This is a genomic window from Peristeroidobacter soli (assembly GCF_004138485.1).
GTDB lineage: Bacteria > Pseudomonadota > Gammaproteobacteria > Steroidobacterales > Steroidobacteraceae > Steroidobacter > Steroidobacter soli.
In genome coordinates this window covers 1,128,748-1,140,633 of record NZ_RYEV01000005.1, presented here as the reverse complement: position 1 = coordinate 1,140,633, position 11,886 = coordinate 1,128,748, and the positions used below count along the sequence as shown (strand labels likewise).

The 11,886-nt window shown below is 62.0% G+C and carries 15 protein-coding genes; 3 read left to right on the top strand and 12 right to left on the bottom strand.

Annotated features, from left to right (window positions below; all coding sequences use genetic code 11):
- Positions 1 to 8 precede the first annotated feature (8 nt).
- From EKO19_RS26245 to ccmA, 6 genes are all read right to left on the bottom strand, one after another.
- A complete protein-coding gene (locus EKO19_RS26245) occupies positions 9 to 1,964 on the bottom strand; it encodes a heme lyase CcmF/NrfE family subunit (RefSeq protein ID WP_129780085.1) in 1,956 nt (651 codons plus the stop codon).
- A gap of 121 nt (positions 1,965 to 2,085) precedes the next feature.
- Positions 2,086 to 2,544, bottom strand: a complete 459-nt coding sequence (ccmE, locus tag EKO19_RS26240; protein WP_129780083.1) for a cytochrome c maturation protein CcmE — start codon at positions 2,542 to 2,544, stop codon at positions 2,086 to 2,088.
- Positions 2,541 to 2,723 (bottom strand): heme exporter protein CcmD, encoded by a 183-nt coding sequence (gene ccmD, locus EKO19_RS26235; RefSeq protein ID WP_217705593.1) that lies wholly within the window; start codon positions 2,721 to 2,723, stop codon positions 2,541 to 2,543. Before ccmD ends, ccmE begins: the two co-directional genes overlap by 4 nt.
- An 8-nt stretch (positions 2,724 to 2,731) precedes the next feature.
- On the bottom strand, positions 2,732 to 3,463 hold the full coding sequence (gene ccmC / locus EKO19_RS26230) for a heme ABC transporter permease CcmC (protein WP_129780079.1): 732 nt from the start codon (positions 3,461 to 3,463) through the stop codon (positions 2,732 to 2,734).
- Between the two features lie 7 nt (positions 3,464 to 3,470).
- The gene (ccmB, locus tag EKO19_RS26225; RefSeq protein WP_380595260.1) at positions 3,471 to 4,142 is read right to left on the bottom strand and encodes a heme exporter protein CcmB; all 672 of its coding nucleotides are present in this window, start codon (positions 4,140 to 4,142) and stop codon (positions 3,471 to 3,473) included.
- Between the two features lie 29 nt (positions 4,143 to 4,171).
- Entirely contained in the window at positions 4,172 to 4,819 is a 648-nt protein-coding gene (ccmA, locus tag EKO19_RS26220) for a cytochrome c biogenesis heme-transporting ATPase CcmA (RefSeq protein WP_129780077.1), read from the bottom strand.
- A 556-nt stretch (positions 4,820 to 5,375) separates the two neighbouring features.
- Here ccmA and EKO19_RS26215 point away from each other — a divergent pair.
- Positions 5,376 to 5,912, top strand: a complete 537-nt coding sequence (locus EKO19_RS26215) for an HAD family hydrolase (RefSeq protein ID WP_129780075.1) — start codon at positions 5,376 to 5,378, stop codon at positions 5,910 to 5,912.
- Positions 5,913 to 5,994: 82 nt separating this feature from the next.
- On the opposite strand, the gene EKO19_RS26210 is transcribed toward EKO19_RS26215, so the two are convergent.
- A complete protein-coding gene (locus EKO19_RS26210; RefSeq protein ID WP_129780073.1) occupies positions 5,995 to 6,294 on the bottom strand; it encodes an addiction module antidote protein in 300 nt (99 codons plus the stop codon).
- 2 nt (positions 6,295 to 6,296) lie between these two features.
- Positions 6,297 to 6,593: a type II toxin-antitoxin system RelE/ParE family toxin gene (locus EKO19_RS26205; protein WP_129780337.1), complete on the bottom strand. Its 297-nt coding sequence runs from the start codon at positions 6,591 to 6,593 to the stop codon at positions 6,297 to 6,299.
- 313 nt (positions 6,594 to 6,906) lie between these two features.
- Here EKO19_RS26205 and EKO19_RS26200 point away from each other — a divergent pair, with 313 nt between their 5' ends.
- Together EKO19_RS26200 and EKO19_RS26195 are read left to right on the top strand one after the other, a co-directional pair.
- Positions 6,907 to 8,001 (top strand): VWA domain-containing protein, encoded by a 1,095-nt coding sequence (locus tag EKO19_RS26200; RefSeq protein WP_129780071.1) that lies wholly within the window; start codon positions 6,907 to 6,909, stop codon positions 7,999 to 8,001.
- Between the two features lie 5 nt (positions 8,002 to 8,006).
- Positions 8,007 to 9,032 carry a VWA domain-containing protein gene (locus EKO19_RS26195; protein WP_129780069.1) on the top strand — a complete coding sequence of 342 codons (1,026 nt, stop codon included), beginning with the start codon at positions 8,007 to 8,009 and terminating at the stop codon, positions 9,030 to 9,032.
- Between the two features lie 281 nt (positions 9,033 to 9,313).
- On the opposite strand, the gene EKO19_RS26190 is transcribed toward EKO19_RS26195, so the two are convergent.
- Genes EKO19_RS26190 through EKO19_RS26175 form a run of 4 tightly spaced genes read right to left on the bottom strand, consistent with a single transcriptional unit; the run spans position 9,314 to position 11,881 of the window.
- The gene (locus tag EKO19_RS26190; protein WP_129780067.1) at positions 9,314 to 10,069 is read right to left on the bottom strand and encodes an ABC transporter ATP-binding protein; all 756 of its coding nucleotides are present in this window, start codon (positions 10,067 to 10,069) and stop codon (positions 9,314 to 9,316) included.
- Positions 10,059 to 10,817: an ABC transporter permease gene (locus tag EKO19_RS26185; protein WP_129780065.1), complete on the bottom strand. Its 759-nt coding sequence runs from the start codon at positions 10,815 to 10,817 to the stop codon at positions 10,059 to 10,061. The genes EKO19_RS26190 and EKO19_RS26185 overlap by 11 nt, the downstream gene beginning before the upstream one ends.
- A gap of 21 nt (positions 10,818 to 10,838) precedes the next feature.
- Positions 10,839 to 11,288 carry a cupredoxin domain-containing protein gene (locus EKO19_RS26180; RefSeq protein ID WP_129780063.1) on the bottom strand — a complete coding sequence of 150 codons (450 nt, stop codon included), beginning with the start codon at positions 11,286 to 11,288 and terminating at the stop codon, positions 10,839 to 10,841.
- Positions 11,288 to 11,881: an SCO family protein gene (locus EKO19_RS26175; RefSeq protein WP_217705592.1), complete on the bottom strand. Its 594-nt coding sequence runs from the start codon at positions 11,879 to 11,881 to the stop codon at positions 11,288 to 11,290. Before EKO19_RS26175 ends, EKO19_RS26180 begins: the two co-directional genes overlap by 1 nt.
- Between the last annotated feature and the right edge of the window lie 5 nt (positions 11,882 to 11,886).

Below are 11,886 nucleotides of genomic sequence, written 5' to 3'. Positions count from 1 at the left end.
GGCGAGGCTCAGGCCGTCTTCGCGCCGGCCGCGGCGGCGGCGCCTTCATCGACGGTCACACGCTTGCGATAGCGCCGGTCGCAGATGGCGATCAATCCGCCGAGCGCCATCACGGCCGCGCCCAACCAGATGAATCGAACCATCGGCTTGTACTGCAGGCGCAGGCTCCAGGCGTCGCCCCCCAGCGGCTCGCCCATGGCGACGAACAGGTCGCGGTTCCAATGCGCGTCGATGCCGGCTTCCGTCATGGCGTTCTTCTGCACCCGATAGACCCGCTTCTGCGGATGCACGACCGCCACTTGCTTGCCGTCGCGCGTGATCACCACTTCGCTCTGAACGGCTTCGTAGTTGGGACCTTTCACGTCGCTGAGCTGAGTCATGGTGAACGTGAAGCCGGCATGCTCGGCCGACTGGCCGGGCTTCAGGCTGAGGTCCGTCTCCTGCTTGTACGACTCCACTGTGGTCGCGCCAACGATGAACATCGCGAGGCCAAAGTGCGCGACGCTCATGCCGATGATGCTCGCCGGCAGCGAATGACCTTTGCGCCAGCGGCTGATCGGATCGACCAGTGCCGCGCCCGCCACCCAGAACGCCGCCGTCAGGCCGACGATGGTCATCACCGACTTCCAGCCGTACACGCCCACGGACACGACCAGTGCGAGCACGACCGCGACGACCAACAGCACGGCCAGAATCTTCTTGGTCGACTCGAACGATGCCTTCTTCCAGGCCGCGTGCATGCCCGGTGCGAGCAGGAACACCATCGGCAACATCGGCACCAGGAACATCGCTTCGAAATACGGCGGGCCGACCGAGACTTTGTCGAGCCCGAACGCATCCATGAACATCGGATAGGTCGTGCCGATCAGGATCACCGCGGTCGCACCCACCAGCAGGATGTTGTTGAAGAGCAGGAACGACTCACGCGACACCGGCGAGAAGCCGGCATTCGAACGAAACAATGGCGCGCGCCAGGCATACAGCCCCAGAGCTCCGCCGACGCACACGCCCAGGAACGACAGGATGAACAGGCCACGACCCGGATCGCTCGCGAACGCGTGCACCGACTCGATCACGCCGGAGCGGACCAGGAACGTGCCGAGCAACGACAGCGAGAACGCAGTGATCGACAGCAGCAGCGTCCAGCTCTTGAACAGGCCGCGCTTCTCGGTCGCCGCCAGCGAGTGAATCAGCGCCGTGCCGATGAGCCACGGCATGAACGAGGCGTTCTCCACCGGATCCCAGAACCACCAGCCGCCCCAGCCGAGCTCGTAGTACGCCCACCAGCTGCCGAGCGCGATACCGCAGGTCAGAAACATCCAGGCGACGGTGGCCCACGGACGCACCCAACGCGCCCATATCGAATCAAGCTTGCCTTCGAGCATCGCAGCGACGGCGAATGCAAAGGGCACCGAGAAGCCGACGTAACCGATGTAGAGCATCGGCGGATGAATCGCCAACGCGGGGTCCTGCAGCAGCGGATTCAAATCGCGGCCATCGGGCGCGGCCGGCCACAGGCGCAGGAACGGATTGGAGGTCAGCAGAATGAACAACGCAAAGCCGGCACTGATCAGGCCCAACACGCCGAGCACGCGACTCGTCATCTGTTGCGGCATGTTGCCGCTGAACGCCGCGACTCCAAGTGCCCAGGTCACCTGCACCAGCAGCCACAGCAACAGCGAGCCTTCGTGCGCGCCCCACACGGCGGCGAATCGATAGAACGTCGGCAGCTCCGAGTTGGAGTTCTGCGCGACGTACAGCACCGAGAAATCGTTCTGATAGAAAACGTACGACAGACAGGCGAACGAGAACAGCGTGAACACCCACTGCCCGGCGACCGCGCGATTGGCGAGCGCGATCCAGTGCGGACGACGCCAGTGCGCGCCCATCAGGCCGAAAAATGCCTGTGGCAGCGACAGGCAGAACGCCAGGATCAGCGCGAAGTGTCCGAGTTCGGCGGCCATGTCACTTCCATTAAATCTCTAATCTCAATTCAGTCTTCGCACAGGGTAGCTTCGACGAACGAAACATCCCAACCAGTGGATGGATTGCCCAGTTCAGGGAAGTCGATGCATTCGAGCTTCCCTAAGTGGTGGGCAACGGCCCGCTGTTCGTGGGCTTCTCATGCTGCTTCTTCAGCGTCTTCGCCACTTCCGGCGGCATGTAGTTCTCATCGTGCTTGGCGAGCACTTCCTCGGCGACGAACACGCCGTCCGCCCCCATGCGACCGCGCGCGATCACACCCTGCCCTTCACGAAACAGATCGGGCAACACGCCGGTGTAGCTGACTTTCACTTCGTGCGCATAGTCGGTGAGGATGAAGTGCGCCTCGAGGCTGCCCTGGGCGCGCGTGAAGCTGCCTTCCGGGACCATGCCACCGACGCGGAACACGCGGTCCGTCGGCGCCTTGCCGGCCGTCACATCCGAGGGTGAATAGAAGTACAGCAGGTTGTCCTGGAACGCGGTGAGCGCGAAGGCGGCGGCCGAGCCCACGCCCAGCACGATCAGTGCGACCATCACCATGCGGCGGCGGCGAGGGGTCATGACGATGGCGACTCCGGGCTGATCGATTCAGACATCTTCAAACGGCGCCTGGCACTGAGTACCTGCTCGGCCAGCGAGCGTTTCCCGAGCCACAGGTTGAGCACCAGCACGGCAAACGTCAGCCCATAGCAGGACCAGACGTAAACGCCGTAATCCCCCATGTCAAGTACGTCTTTCAAGTTCATGATCAGGCAACGCTTTCGCTCAACCAACTGGCGTTCCGCTCACGCCGGAGGATTTCCGCCCGCAAGCGGTCGCAGACCACCGCGCCGACATACAGAGCGAAGGCCAGCAGCATGACCAGCAACGGCCAGAGCATGGACCCCGCGATCGAGGGGGCGGCAATCTTCGAGATACTGGGGCCTTGGTGCAAGCTGTTCCACCAGACCACCGAGTATTTGACGATGGGCACATTGACCACGCCCACGATGGCCAGGATCGCACTGGCCCGGTCGGCCCGCTGCGTGTCGTCAAATGACGCTCGCAAGGCCATGTAGCCCAGATACAGGAAAAGCAGGATCAATTCCGAGGTCAGCCGCGGATCCCACTCCCACCACGTGCCCCACATGGGCTTGCCGTAGATGGAGCCGGTTGCCAGGCACACTGCCGTGAACCACGCCCCGATGGGCGCGCAGGCCGCGGCGACCGCATGAGCCAGCTTGATCCTCCAGATGACGCCGACCGCCGCGCCCACCGCCATCACGGTGTAGATCGACAACGACAGGATCGCGGTCGGCACATGGACGTAAATAATGCGAAACGCATCCTTCTGTTGGTAGTCCTCGGGCGCAAGCAGCAGGCCGCCGATGGCACCGACGATCATCAGCACGACCGCCGGCCAGAACAGCCACGGGCGCACCAGACCGGCCGTGCGGTAGGCGTAAGGCGGCGAGCTGAGCTTGTGAAACCACAGCCACATAGCTTTTTTAGGACTCCACACTGATCCGCATGGCGGCAGCCATGGCGAAGGGCCCGAGGCTGACGAAGAACAACAATAGCGCAGCCAGCAAGTTTAACGGACCGGCCACCGGTTCGCCGTGCATGGCCAGATCCACGGCGCGGGCGCCGAAGATCAGCACCGGCATCTCCAGCGGCAGCACCAGCAACGCTAGCAGCACGCTCCCCCTTCGGACACTCACCGTAAGAGCGGCGCCGATGGCTCCAAGGACGGACAGCGATCCGGTCCCCAAGGCCAGCGTTGCCGCCAGTACCGGCCATACAGACTGCGGCATTCCCAAAGCAGTTCCCACGATCGGCGCCATCAACACCAGCGGCAGCCCGGTGAGCAGCCAATGCGTGCCGGTTTTGGCCAGCAGCAGCAGCGACAGCGGCTGACCCGACAGTACCCACTGCTCCATGGTGCCGTCTTCGACGTCGGGCCTGAATAGCGATTCAAGTGCCAGCAACGAAGCCAGCATGGCCGCGACCCACACCACGCCCGGCGAGATCTTGCGCAGCTCGTCCAGTGCCGGACTGATCGCCAGCGGGAACAGGGTCGTGACGATCACGAAAAAGATCAGCGGCTGGAGCACCTGATCCCAATGGCGCACGGCCAGCCGCAGATCGCGCGCCAGCACCAGCATCAGGATTTTGCCCAGTCCGGGCGTCGTCTGAACGGACGACTGCATCAGCGCAGCTCCAAGGTGCGCACGTCGGGCTGGCCCTGTAGCAGCAGTTGGTGGGCCGCTGTGAGGATCATGCCGCCAGCTCGCATGTGCTCGGCGATCCGCGCCTCGAACAGCGCGATGCCGGCTTTGTCGAGATTGGTGATGGGCTCGTCGAGAATCCACAGCGACGCGCGCGTCAGCATGATGCGGGCCAGAGCGACTCGACGCTTCTGCCCCGCCGACAACGAGCGCACCGGCAAGTCTGCGCAAGACTCGACGTGCAGTAACTGGAGAGTTTCGCGTAACTCCTCCGTAGTGACGCCGCGCCGGACCGACACGCCGAAGCGCAGATTCTCCAGCGCCGTAAGGTCGGATTTGAGGCCGTTGACGTGCCCGAGATACGCCAGCTCCCGATGAAACCCCTCGAGCCCGGCCGACAGCGCCTGGCCCTGCCAGACGATCTCGCCCTGCTCCGTCGGCAACAGCCCCGCCACACAGCGCAAGAGACTGGTCTTGCCCACGCCGTTCGGCCCGACGATCTGCAGCAGCTCGCCGCTGTAAAGGGCAAAGGACACGCCGCGTAACAGGTGTTTCTCGCCGCGCCAGAGATGGACGGCGCGCGCTTCTAATTGCGGCTGCGGCGAAGTCGCAGCGACCTGTGCAAGCATGCTGGGGTGTCGCGCTATGTTCTGTGTGTAATGGTTTGTGCGCGCTTAGTTTAACACGCTGCCCCCGAGTGGCTTACAATGTCCGTCCCGCCCGTGCCTGGGTGGCGAAATTGGTAGACGCAAGGGACTTGAAATTTTGAGCACCCGGCTCGGAAACGGCCGGTGTGAATGGGGTCAAATTCGGGGAACCAGCCTCACGCTCCGCCTGATCGCGCGCGTGCCTGCAATCCCGAGCTAAGCCCGGGCCCTGCCCGGGAAAGTGTAGAGACTTGACGGCCCCTGTCTAACTTCCGCGACAGCGGGACACGACAAAGAGAAAGTCCAGACTCCAAAGGCCAACTGATTTGTCATCAGCGGGTCGCAGCGAAAGCTGTAGCGAGTACGAAAATCCCTCGGGGGCAACTCCGTACCGGTTCGATTCCGGTCCCAGGCACCATCTCTCGATCCGCGAGCATTCGGCACCGCCGCTGTGTTGCCAGATCGCCTGGCGATCGAACATGCTCCATGCATGAGCGGCCCATCGACCACCGTCAGCACTTCCAGCGTGGATTCTCGGATGTTATTGGTCCTGGATCTGGACGAGACGCTCGTGCACGCGACGGAAACGCCGCTCGCGATTGAACCGCGGTGCGAAGTCGCTCCCTACTATCTATATCAGCGCCCGGGACTGCCGGAATTTCTGGAGCACGTGTCGAAGCTGTTTCGGCTTGCGGTGTGGACGTCATCGTCGCCTGCGTATGCACGCGCGGTCTGCTCGCTGGTCTTTCGGAATACAGAGTCGTTGGAATTTGTTTGGGCCAGCGATCGCTGCACACCTACTCGCAACTTCGAGCTGGATGCCTGGTGCCAGGCCAAGCCGCTGCGAAAGATTAAACGTCGTGGTTATGACTTATCGCGAGTGGTGGTGGTTGACGATAGTCCGGAGAAACATACGCGGAACTATGGAAACCTGGTCCGCGTCGCGCCCTTCCTGGGCGATCCAACTGATGACGAGCTGGCGCATCTCGCTTTGTACTTGCAGCAGCTTGCCGCATCGCCTGATGTCAGACGGATCGAGAAGCGCCATTGGCGACGCCGGATGGCGTCTGATTGACTCGCTCACCGGTCACGATCGCACTGATCGCCTTATGCGGGCCACCTTCATTATTCGCCTTGGCCCCAGTCAGCCCAAGCGCTCACGCGACCTTGGGCGCCAACTTCAATCCCAGCGCTTTGAGGACCTTGAGCACTGTTGCGAGACTGGGGTTGCCGTCGGGCGAGAGCGCTTTATATAAACCTTCGCGCGAGATGCCCGTGTCTTTTGCAAGTTGCGCCATGCCGCGCGCACGAGCGACGTCTCCCAACGCCGCGGCGATATAAGCGGCATCGTCCCCCGCCTCTTCCATGCAGGCTTCGAGATAGGCCGCGATGTCCTCCTCGGTCTTGAGGTAGTCGACAACGTCGTAACGAGAGAACTTTTCTTTCTTGCGCACCATGGTCAAGCGCTCCAATCTTCCGCCATCTCGATCGCACGCTCGATGTCGGCGTGCTGTGTACGCTTATCGCCGCCACACAGAAGAAGAATCACAAACTGACCGCACCGCGTGAAGTACACGCGATAACCTGGCCCGTGATCGATTCGCATCTCACTCACGCCCGAACCGACGGACTTCACATCGCCCGCATTTCCACGAGACAACCGCAGAATCCGCGCCTCTATGCGCGCCCGAGCACGCGAGTCGCGCAGATCGCGTAGCCAGCAATCAAATGTGGTGGACCTGAATATCTCGAGCATCATTACTGTAAACCATAGTTAACACACCGTCAACCATAGTTCACACGCACCCGCGCATTGGTCGATACGACGCTGGCAATGCCGGCAGCGTCGCATCGTGCTCCCGGGCAAAAGACTGCGATAACTGAGCAATACCCTCCGAGGAGCCACTTCCTGTCGTCTGAATTTGTGATAGTCGCGATCGAATGTCCGCGCTGTCCGAAGCCGGCCGACATCGTTACGAAATCTTAAGCAACTCTTCATCCTTGCCCGCTCGCGAGGTTCTTACCATCGATGTCAGATCTGGCGTCGACGGTGCTCCCGAAGGCCTGCCATGCCGCGCCGTAAAACCGAAGTTTTCAGCATGTCGTTCCTCGACTGCATCACCTGCGCGTTCGGGTCGGTGGTGCTGGTCTTCACGCTGATCAACGCGCAAGGTGGACTGCGGCGGATTACTGAAGAGCGCTCGAGCGATGCGGAAGTCAGTCAGCTCGAAGATAAGGTGCTGGAGGGCGACCAGCAGCTGGTCCAGCTGCGCAACTCGCTGGAACAGACCCAGGCCGAACGCGTCCGCACCGAAGGCCTGGCGCCGCGAGTGCTCGCACAGATCGAACACACCAAGCTGCAACTGGCCGACTCCGACAAACAAACGCTGGCTCGGCACGAAGATATCGCGCGTCTCGAAGCCGATCTGAAATCGATGGAGGAAGGGCAACGCCGGCTCGAAGGCGGCGCCCACAGTCCGGGGCCTCGCGGTACCAGCATTCGTGGCTTCGAGGGTGAAGGCAACCGCCACTATCTGACCGGCCTGAAAGTCCGCGGCGAGCGCATCCTGTTCTTGATCGATTCCTCCGCCAGCATGCTCGATGAAACGCTGGTCAACGTCCTGCGACTGCGCAACATGTCCGATGACCGCAAGCGCGCGGCGGACAAGTGGCGACGTACGCTCGCCATCACCGAGTGGCTGGCAGCGCACATTCCCGAGACCAGCAAGTTTCAGGTCTACTCGTTCAATACCCACTCGTGGCCGCTCATGAAACAGAGCGAAGGAAAATGGCTCAACGGCAACGACGCCGATGCGCTCGATGCGACCATGAAGGCGTTGCATGAGCTGGTTCCCAATGACGGCACCAGTCTGGAGAACGCCTTCGCCGCCATCACGGCGATGAACCCGGCGCCGGATCGGGTGATCCTGATCACCGATGGCCTGCCGACGCAGGGCGCCTCCGCGCCGGTGATCCGCAAGATGATCGACGGCGATGGCCGCTACAAATTATTCGAGAGAGCCATGGCGAAATATCCTCACAACGTGCCGCTGAGCGTGGTGCTGTTGCCCTTCGAAGGCGATCCGCAGGCCGCCAGCGCCTTCTGGGTCGCCGCGCGCCATAGCGGCGGCGAATTCATGATGCCAGCCAAGGACTGGCCCTGACCGTCATGCCACGTCGTCACATCCGCCGCGAAACGGAGGTGTTCAGCATCTCCTTCCTCGACTGCATCACCTGCGGACTGGGCTCGGTGATCCTGCTGCTGGTGCTGAGTAACGTGCGCAGTCCCGCCATCGAAGAAGCCCAGCAGGCGACCCATGCGCACGTGCTGAACCTGCAAGACCAACTGGTCGACATTCGCGGCGAGAGCGAGATCTTGAATCGGGATCTGCGCGCCCAGCAGGAGCAGCTCGCGGATGAGAAGGCCCGCATCGCCCGCTTGTATGGCGACTTGAGTGCGCTACGCGGCAAATTCTCGGCATCGAACAAAGACTCAGATGCGGCCAACAAGATTCAGGGGCAACTGGTCGCCGCGCGGGAGAAGCTGACCGAAGAAATGAAACGGCTGTACGCCGGCCCCGAGTTCAAGCATCAGAACGGCGACATCGTCGGCGGCGTGCCCATCGACAGCGAGTACGTGGTCTTCATCATCGACACCTCCGGCAGCATGTTCAACTATGCCTGGCCGATGATGCTCCAGAGCATGCAGGAGATCCTGAACATCTATCCGCATCTCAAGGGCATCCAGGTGACCAACGACGTCGGCACACCGATGTTCTCGGGCTATCAGGGCAAGTGGATCAACGACACTCCGGAAGCGCGCAAGATGGTGCTCGATCGACTGCGCACCTGGAATGCGTTCTCGGCCTCCAACCCCTCACAGGGCATCGTCAGCGCGATCCGCACCTACTGGGCCGCGGACAAGAAGATCAGCCTGTACGTATTCGGGGACGAGTTCACCGGCCCCTCGATCGACACGGTGGTCAAGACCGTCGACATGGTCAATCGCACCGACCAGAGCGGCGAGCGCCGCGTGCGCATTCACGCCATCGGATTTCCCGTCACGCCGCTCGCACCCCAATACACCAGCATCCGTTTCGCGACGATGATGCGAATCATCTGTCAGAAGAACAATGGCACGTTCGTCGGCATGCACGAGGCCGACAACCGCGGCCCGAGATTCAAGATCAGCTAGGGCCTGTGAACACTCATTGGATGGGCTGCGTTGCGCCTCCAATCGCCTGCAGCAAGGCGCAAAGCGCAGCCCATATGTCGATATGGGCAAGCTTTGTAACGCAGCTGCGGGCGATTCGAGGCGCAACCCATTTAATGAATAAATACATTTGATGGGACGAGCTATTGCGGTTCAGGACGTCGTTGCTCCTCCCTTATGTACGGAGAGTACACGGCGGTCGTCGCGCCTAGCCCTGAACCGCAATAGCTCGTCGCAGCCCGTCCAATGAGTGTTCACAGGCCCTAGTCCTCGCTCTCCACGCCCAGCTCTTTCAGAATCGCCACGCGCAGCTGCTGCACTTCGGGACTCGTGAGCTTTCTTGGATGCGGCATCTTCACCTCGAACGTTGCCTGAATCCGCGTGGGTCGCGGCGACAGCACCATCACGCGATCGGCGAGATGAATCGCCTCCTCCACGTCGTGCGTGATGAGCAACACCGTGTGCCGCTCCTGCCCGAGAATCTTCCGCAGCTCGTTGCGCATCCGTAAGCTCATCAACGCATCGAGTGCCGAGAACGGCTCGTCCATGTAAAGAATGGCGGGCTTCACCGCGAGCGCGCGGGCGATCTCGACGCGCTTCAACATGCCGCCGGACAGCTCGTGCGGATAGCTGCTCTCGAATCCCTTCAATCCGACGATGTTGGCGTAGTGATCGGCGCTGGCGATCTTCTCGCGGGTCGACTCGTTGCCGTTCAGGCCGAACATCAGATTCTCCTGCACGGTGAGCCAGGGGAACACCGAGCCGTGCTGCGAGATCAGGATGCCCTGTGGACTCGGCTCAGTCCGAGTCATGCCGTCGATGAGAATGCGGCCGGAATCCGGCGGGATGAAGCCTGCGATCATGCGCATCAGGGTCGACTTGCCGCAGCCCGAAGGCCCGACGATGGCGATGAACTCGCCGTCGCCGACCTGCAGGCTTACATCGTCGACGACGCCGAGCGTGCCCTTGTCGGTGGCAAAGCTCTTGCGCAGCCCCGCGACTTCGATCTTAGTGGGCATAGCGCCACCGCACGATCTTCAATCCTTCCAGCAGGCGCATCAGCCCATCCAGTAACAAGCCGATCAAACCGATGATGATCATGCCCGCGATGACCAGGTCATAGCGATTGCCGGCGTTGCGCGAGTCGATGATCAGATAACCGAGCCCGGAACGTAGCGCGATCATCTCGGCGGCCACGACCACCAGCCAGGCCACGCCCAGGCCGATGCGCATGCCGACGATGATCTGCGGCAACACTGCCGGGATCACGACCTGAGTAAACAGTTTGTAACGGGACACACCGAAGTTCTCCGCCGCGCGCAGATAGCGCTTCTCGATGGTATGAACGCCTGCGACCGTCTGCACGATCATCGGAAACACCGAGGAGATGAAGATCAGATAGATCGGCGAAGCATTGCCGACGCCGAACCAGAGAATCGCGATCGGAATCCAGGCGATCGGCGAGATCGGCCGCAGAATCTGAAACAGCGGATTGAGCGTGTCGTAGGCGCCGCGCATCCAGCCCATCCACAAGCCGAGCGGCACGCCGACCAGCACGGCCAGAGAGAAACCCGCGCCGACGCGCCCCAGCGATGCGCCAATATGCATCCACAACGTGCCATCGCGAATCAGCTCGACGGTGCCGGTGACCACTTGCCAGGGCTTTGGAAAGATCACGCTGCGCGTCAGGGTCACGCTCACCCACCAGGCGCCGATCAACAGCACGATGATCGCGATGCCCGGCAGAGATTGCCGAAGTCTGCTCATGCGCAACAACTCGGGACGAAATCAGGTCGTCGGTTCATGGCTCTTGTTACCGAAGCTCTCGATCAGTTTCAGCGCCCGCCAGCGCAGCTTGCCCCACGCAGAGGCAGGAAAGGGGTCGACGATGATAGTCATTTGACCGCTGGCGTGCGCGGTGCAGGCGAATTGATAGTCGGAGGCAACTTCGAACGGCAAGCGAAAGCTCTGTCCCGGCATCAGCAACGCCGGGCCGAACGTCTGTGGCACCGTATCCTGATTCTTCAGCAGCAGCACGTCGTTGATGCCGAGGGTGAGACGAATGTGCTGTGGAAGGATGTCGACCGGATCGCCCGACATGCGTCGCTGCCAGGTGCCCTCGGGAATGACGAATGGTTGCTCACGAGTCGAGCGCTCCGGCAGCGGCGTCAATGCAGCCCAGCTGACGCCCACCAGCACGCCCACAGCGACGATGACCAGCCAGCCCCGGCGGTTCATCACTCGCTCAGCAACGCGCGAACGTCGTGCACGTAATCATCAGGCAATCGCCCGTACGGCATCATCCCTCGAAGCAGGCCCTTCGGGTCGATCACGTACACCGATGAGGAATGCGCAACGGTGTAGCTGTTACCGAACGGCTTGCGCTCGGCCATCACGCCATAATTCTTGCGAACTCCCGCAAGCTGCTCCGGCGTGCCGGTGCCGCCGACGAAGCTCGTATCGAAGCCGTGAAGATAGGCGCGCATTCGATCTGCATTGTCACGCTCAGGATCGACGGTGACATACAGCACTTGCAGCTGTTCGCCCTGCGCGCCGAGTCGCCTGCGCGCCTGCGCCAGGGTCGCAAGCGTCGTCGGACACACTTCAGGACAAGAGGTGAAGCCAAAGCCGAGCAGCACGACCTTGCCACGATAATTCGCGAGCGCGAGCTTGCCCCCGCTCGATGCCTCCAACGACAGCTCCGGCGCGGCACGCGGCGGCTCGAATACGCCGGCCTTGAGCGTGGGGCGATCGGCCGCGAGCGCGCACATCGCGCTCAGCGACACCATCATCGCCGTCAGCCAGCCAGTAATGCGTCCGTGATGTTTCATGCCGG

Bases quoted from the DNA above. Each gene is read 5' to 3' on its own strand.
- EKO19_RS26175 (WP_217705592.1), bottom strand. From the start codon at position 11,881: ATGAAACATCACGGACGCATTACTGGCTGGCTGACGGCGATGATGGTG.
- ccmE (WP_129780083.1), bottom strand. From the start codon at position 2,544: ATGACCCCTCGCCGCCGCCGCATGGTGATGGTCGCACTGATCGTGCTG.
- EKO19_RS26200 (WP_129780071.1), top strand. From the start codon at position 6,907: ATGCCGCGCCGTAAAACCGAAGTTTTCAGCATGTCGTTCCTCGACTGC.
- ccmC (WP_129780079.1), bottom strand. From the start codon at position 3,463: ATGTGGCTGTGGTTTCACAAGCTCAGCTCGCCGCCTTACGCCTACCGC.
- EKO19_RS26185 (WP_129780065.1), bottom strand. From the start codon at position 10,817: ATGAGCAGACTTCGGCAATCTCTGCCGGGCATCGCGATCATCGTGCTG.
- ccmA (WP_129780077.1), bottom strand. From the start codon at position 4,819: ATGCTTGCACAGGTCGCTGCGACTTCGCCGCAGCCGCAATTAGAAGCG.
- EKO19_RS26215 (WP_129780075.1), top strand. From the start codon at position 5,376: ATGTTATTGGTCCTGGATCTGGACGAGACGCTCGTGCACGCGACGGAA.
- EKO19_RS26180 (WP_129780063.1), bottom strand. From the start codon at position 11,288: ATGAACCGCCGGGGCTGGCTGGTCATCGTCGCTGTGGGCGTGCTGGTG.
- EKO19_RS26190 (WP_129780067.1), bottom strand. From the start codon at position 10,069: ATGCCCACTAAGATCGAAGTCGCGGGGCTGCGCAAGAGCTTTGCCACC.
- EKO19_RS26205 (WP_129780337.1), bottom strand. From the start codon at position 6,593: ATGCTCGAGATATTCAGGTCCACCACATTTGATTGCTGGCTACGCGAT.
- EKO19_RS26210 (WP_129780073.1), bottom strand. From the start codon at position 6,294: ATGGTGCGCAAGAAAGAAAAGTTCTCTCGTTACGACGTTGTCGACTAC.
- EKO19_RS26245 (WP_129780085.1), bottom strand. From the start codon at position 1,964: ATGGCCGCCGAACTCGGACACTTCGCGCTGATCCTGGCGTTCTGCCTG.
- EKO19_RS26195 (WP_129780069.1), top strand. From the start codon at position 8,007: ATGCCACGTCGTCACATCCGCCGCGAAACGGAGGTGTTCAGCATCTCC.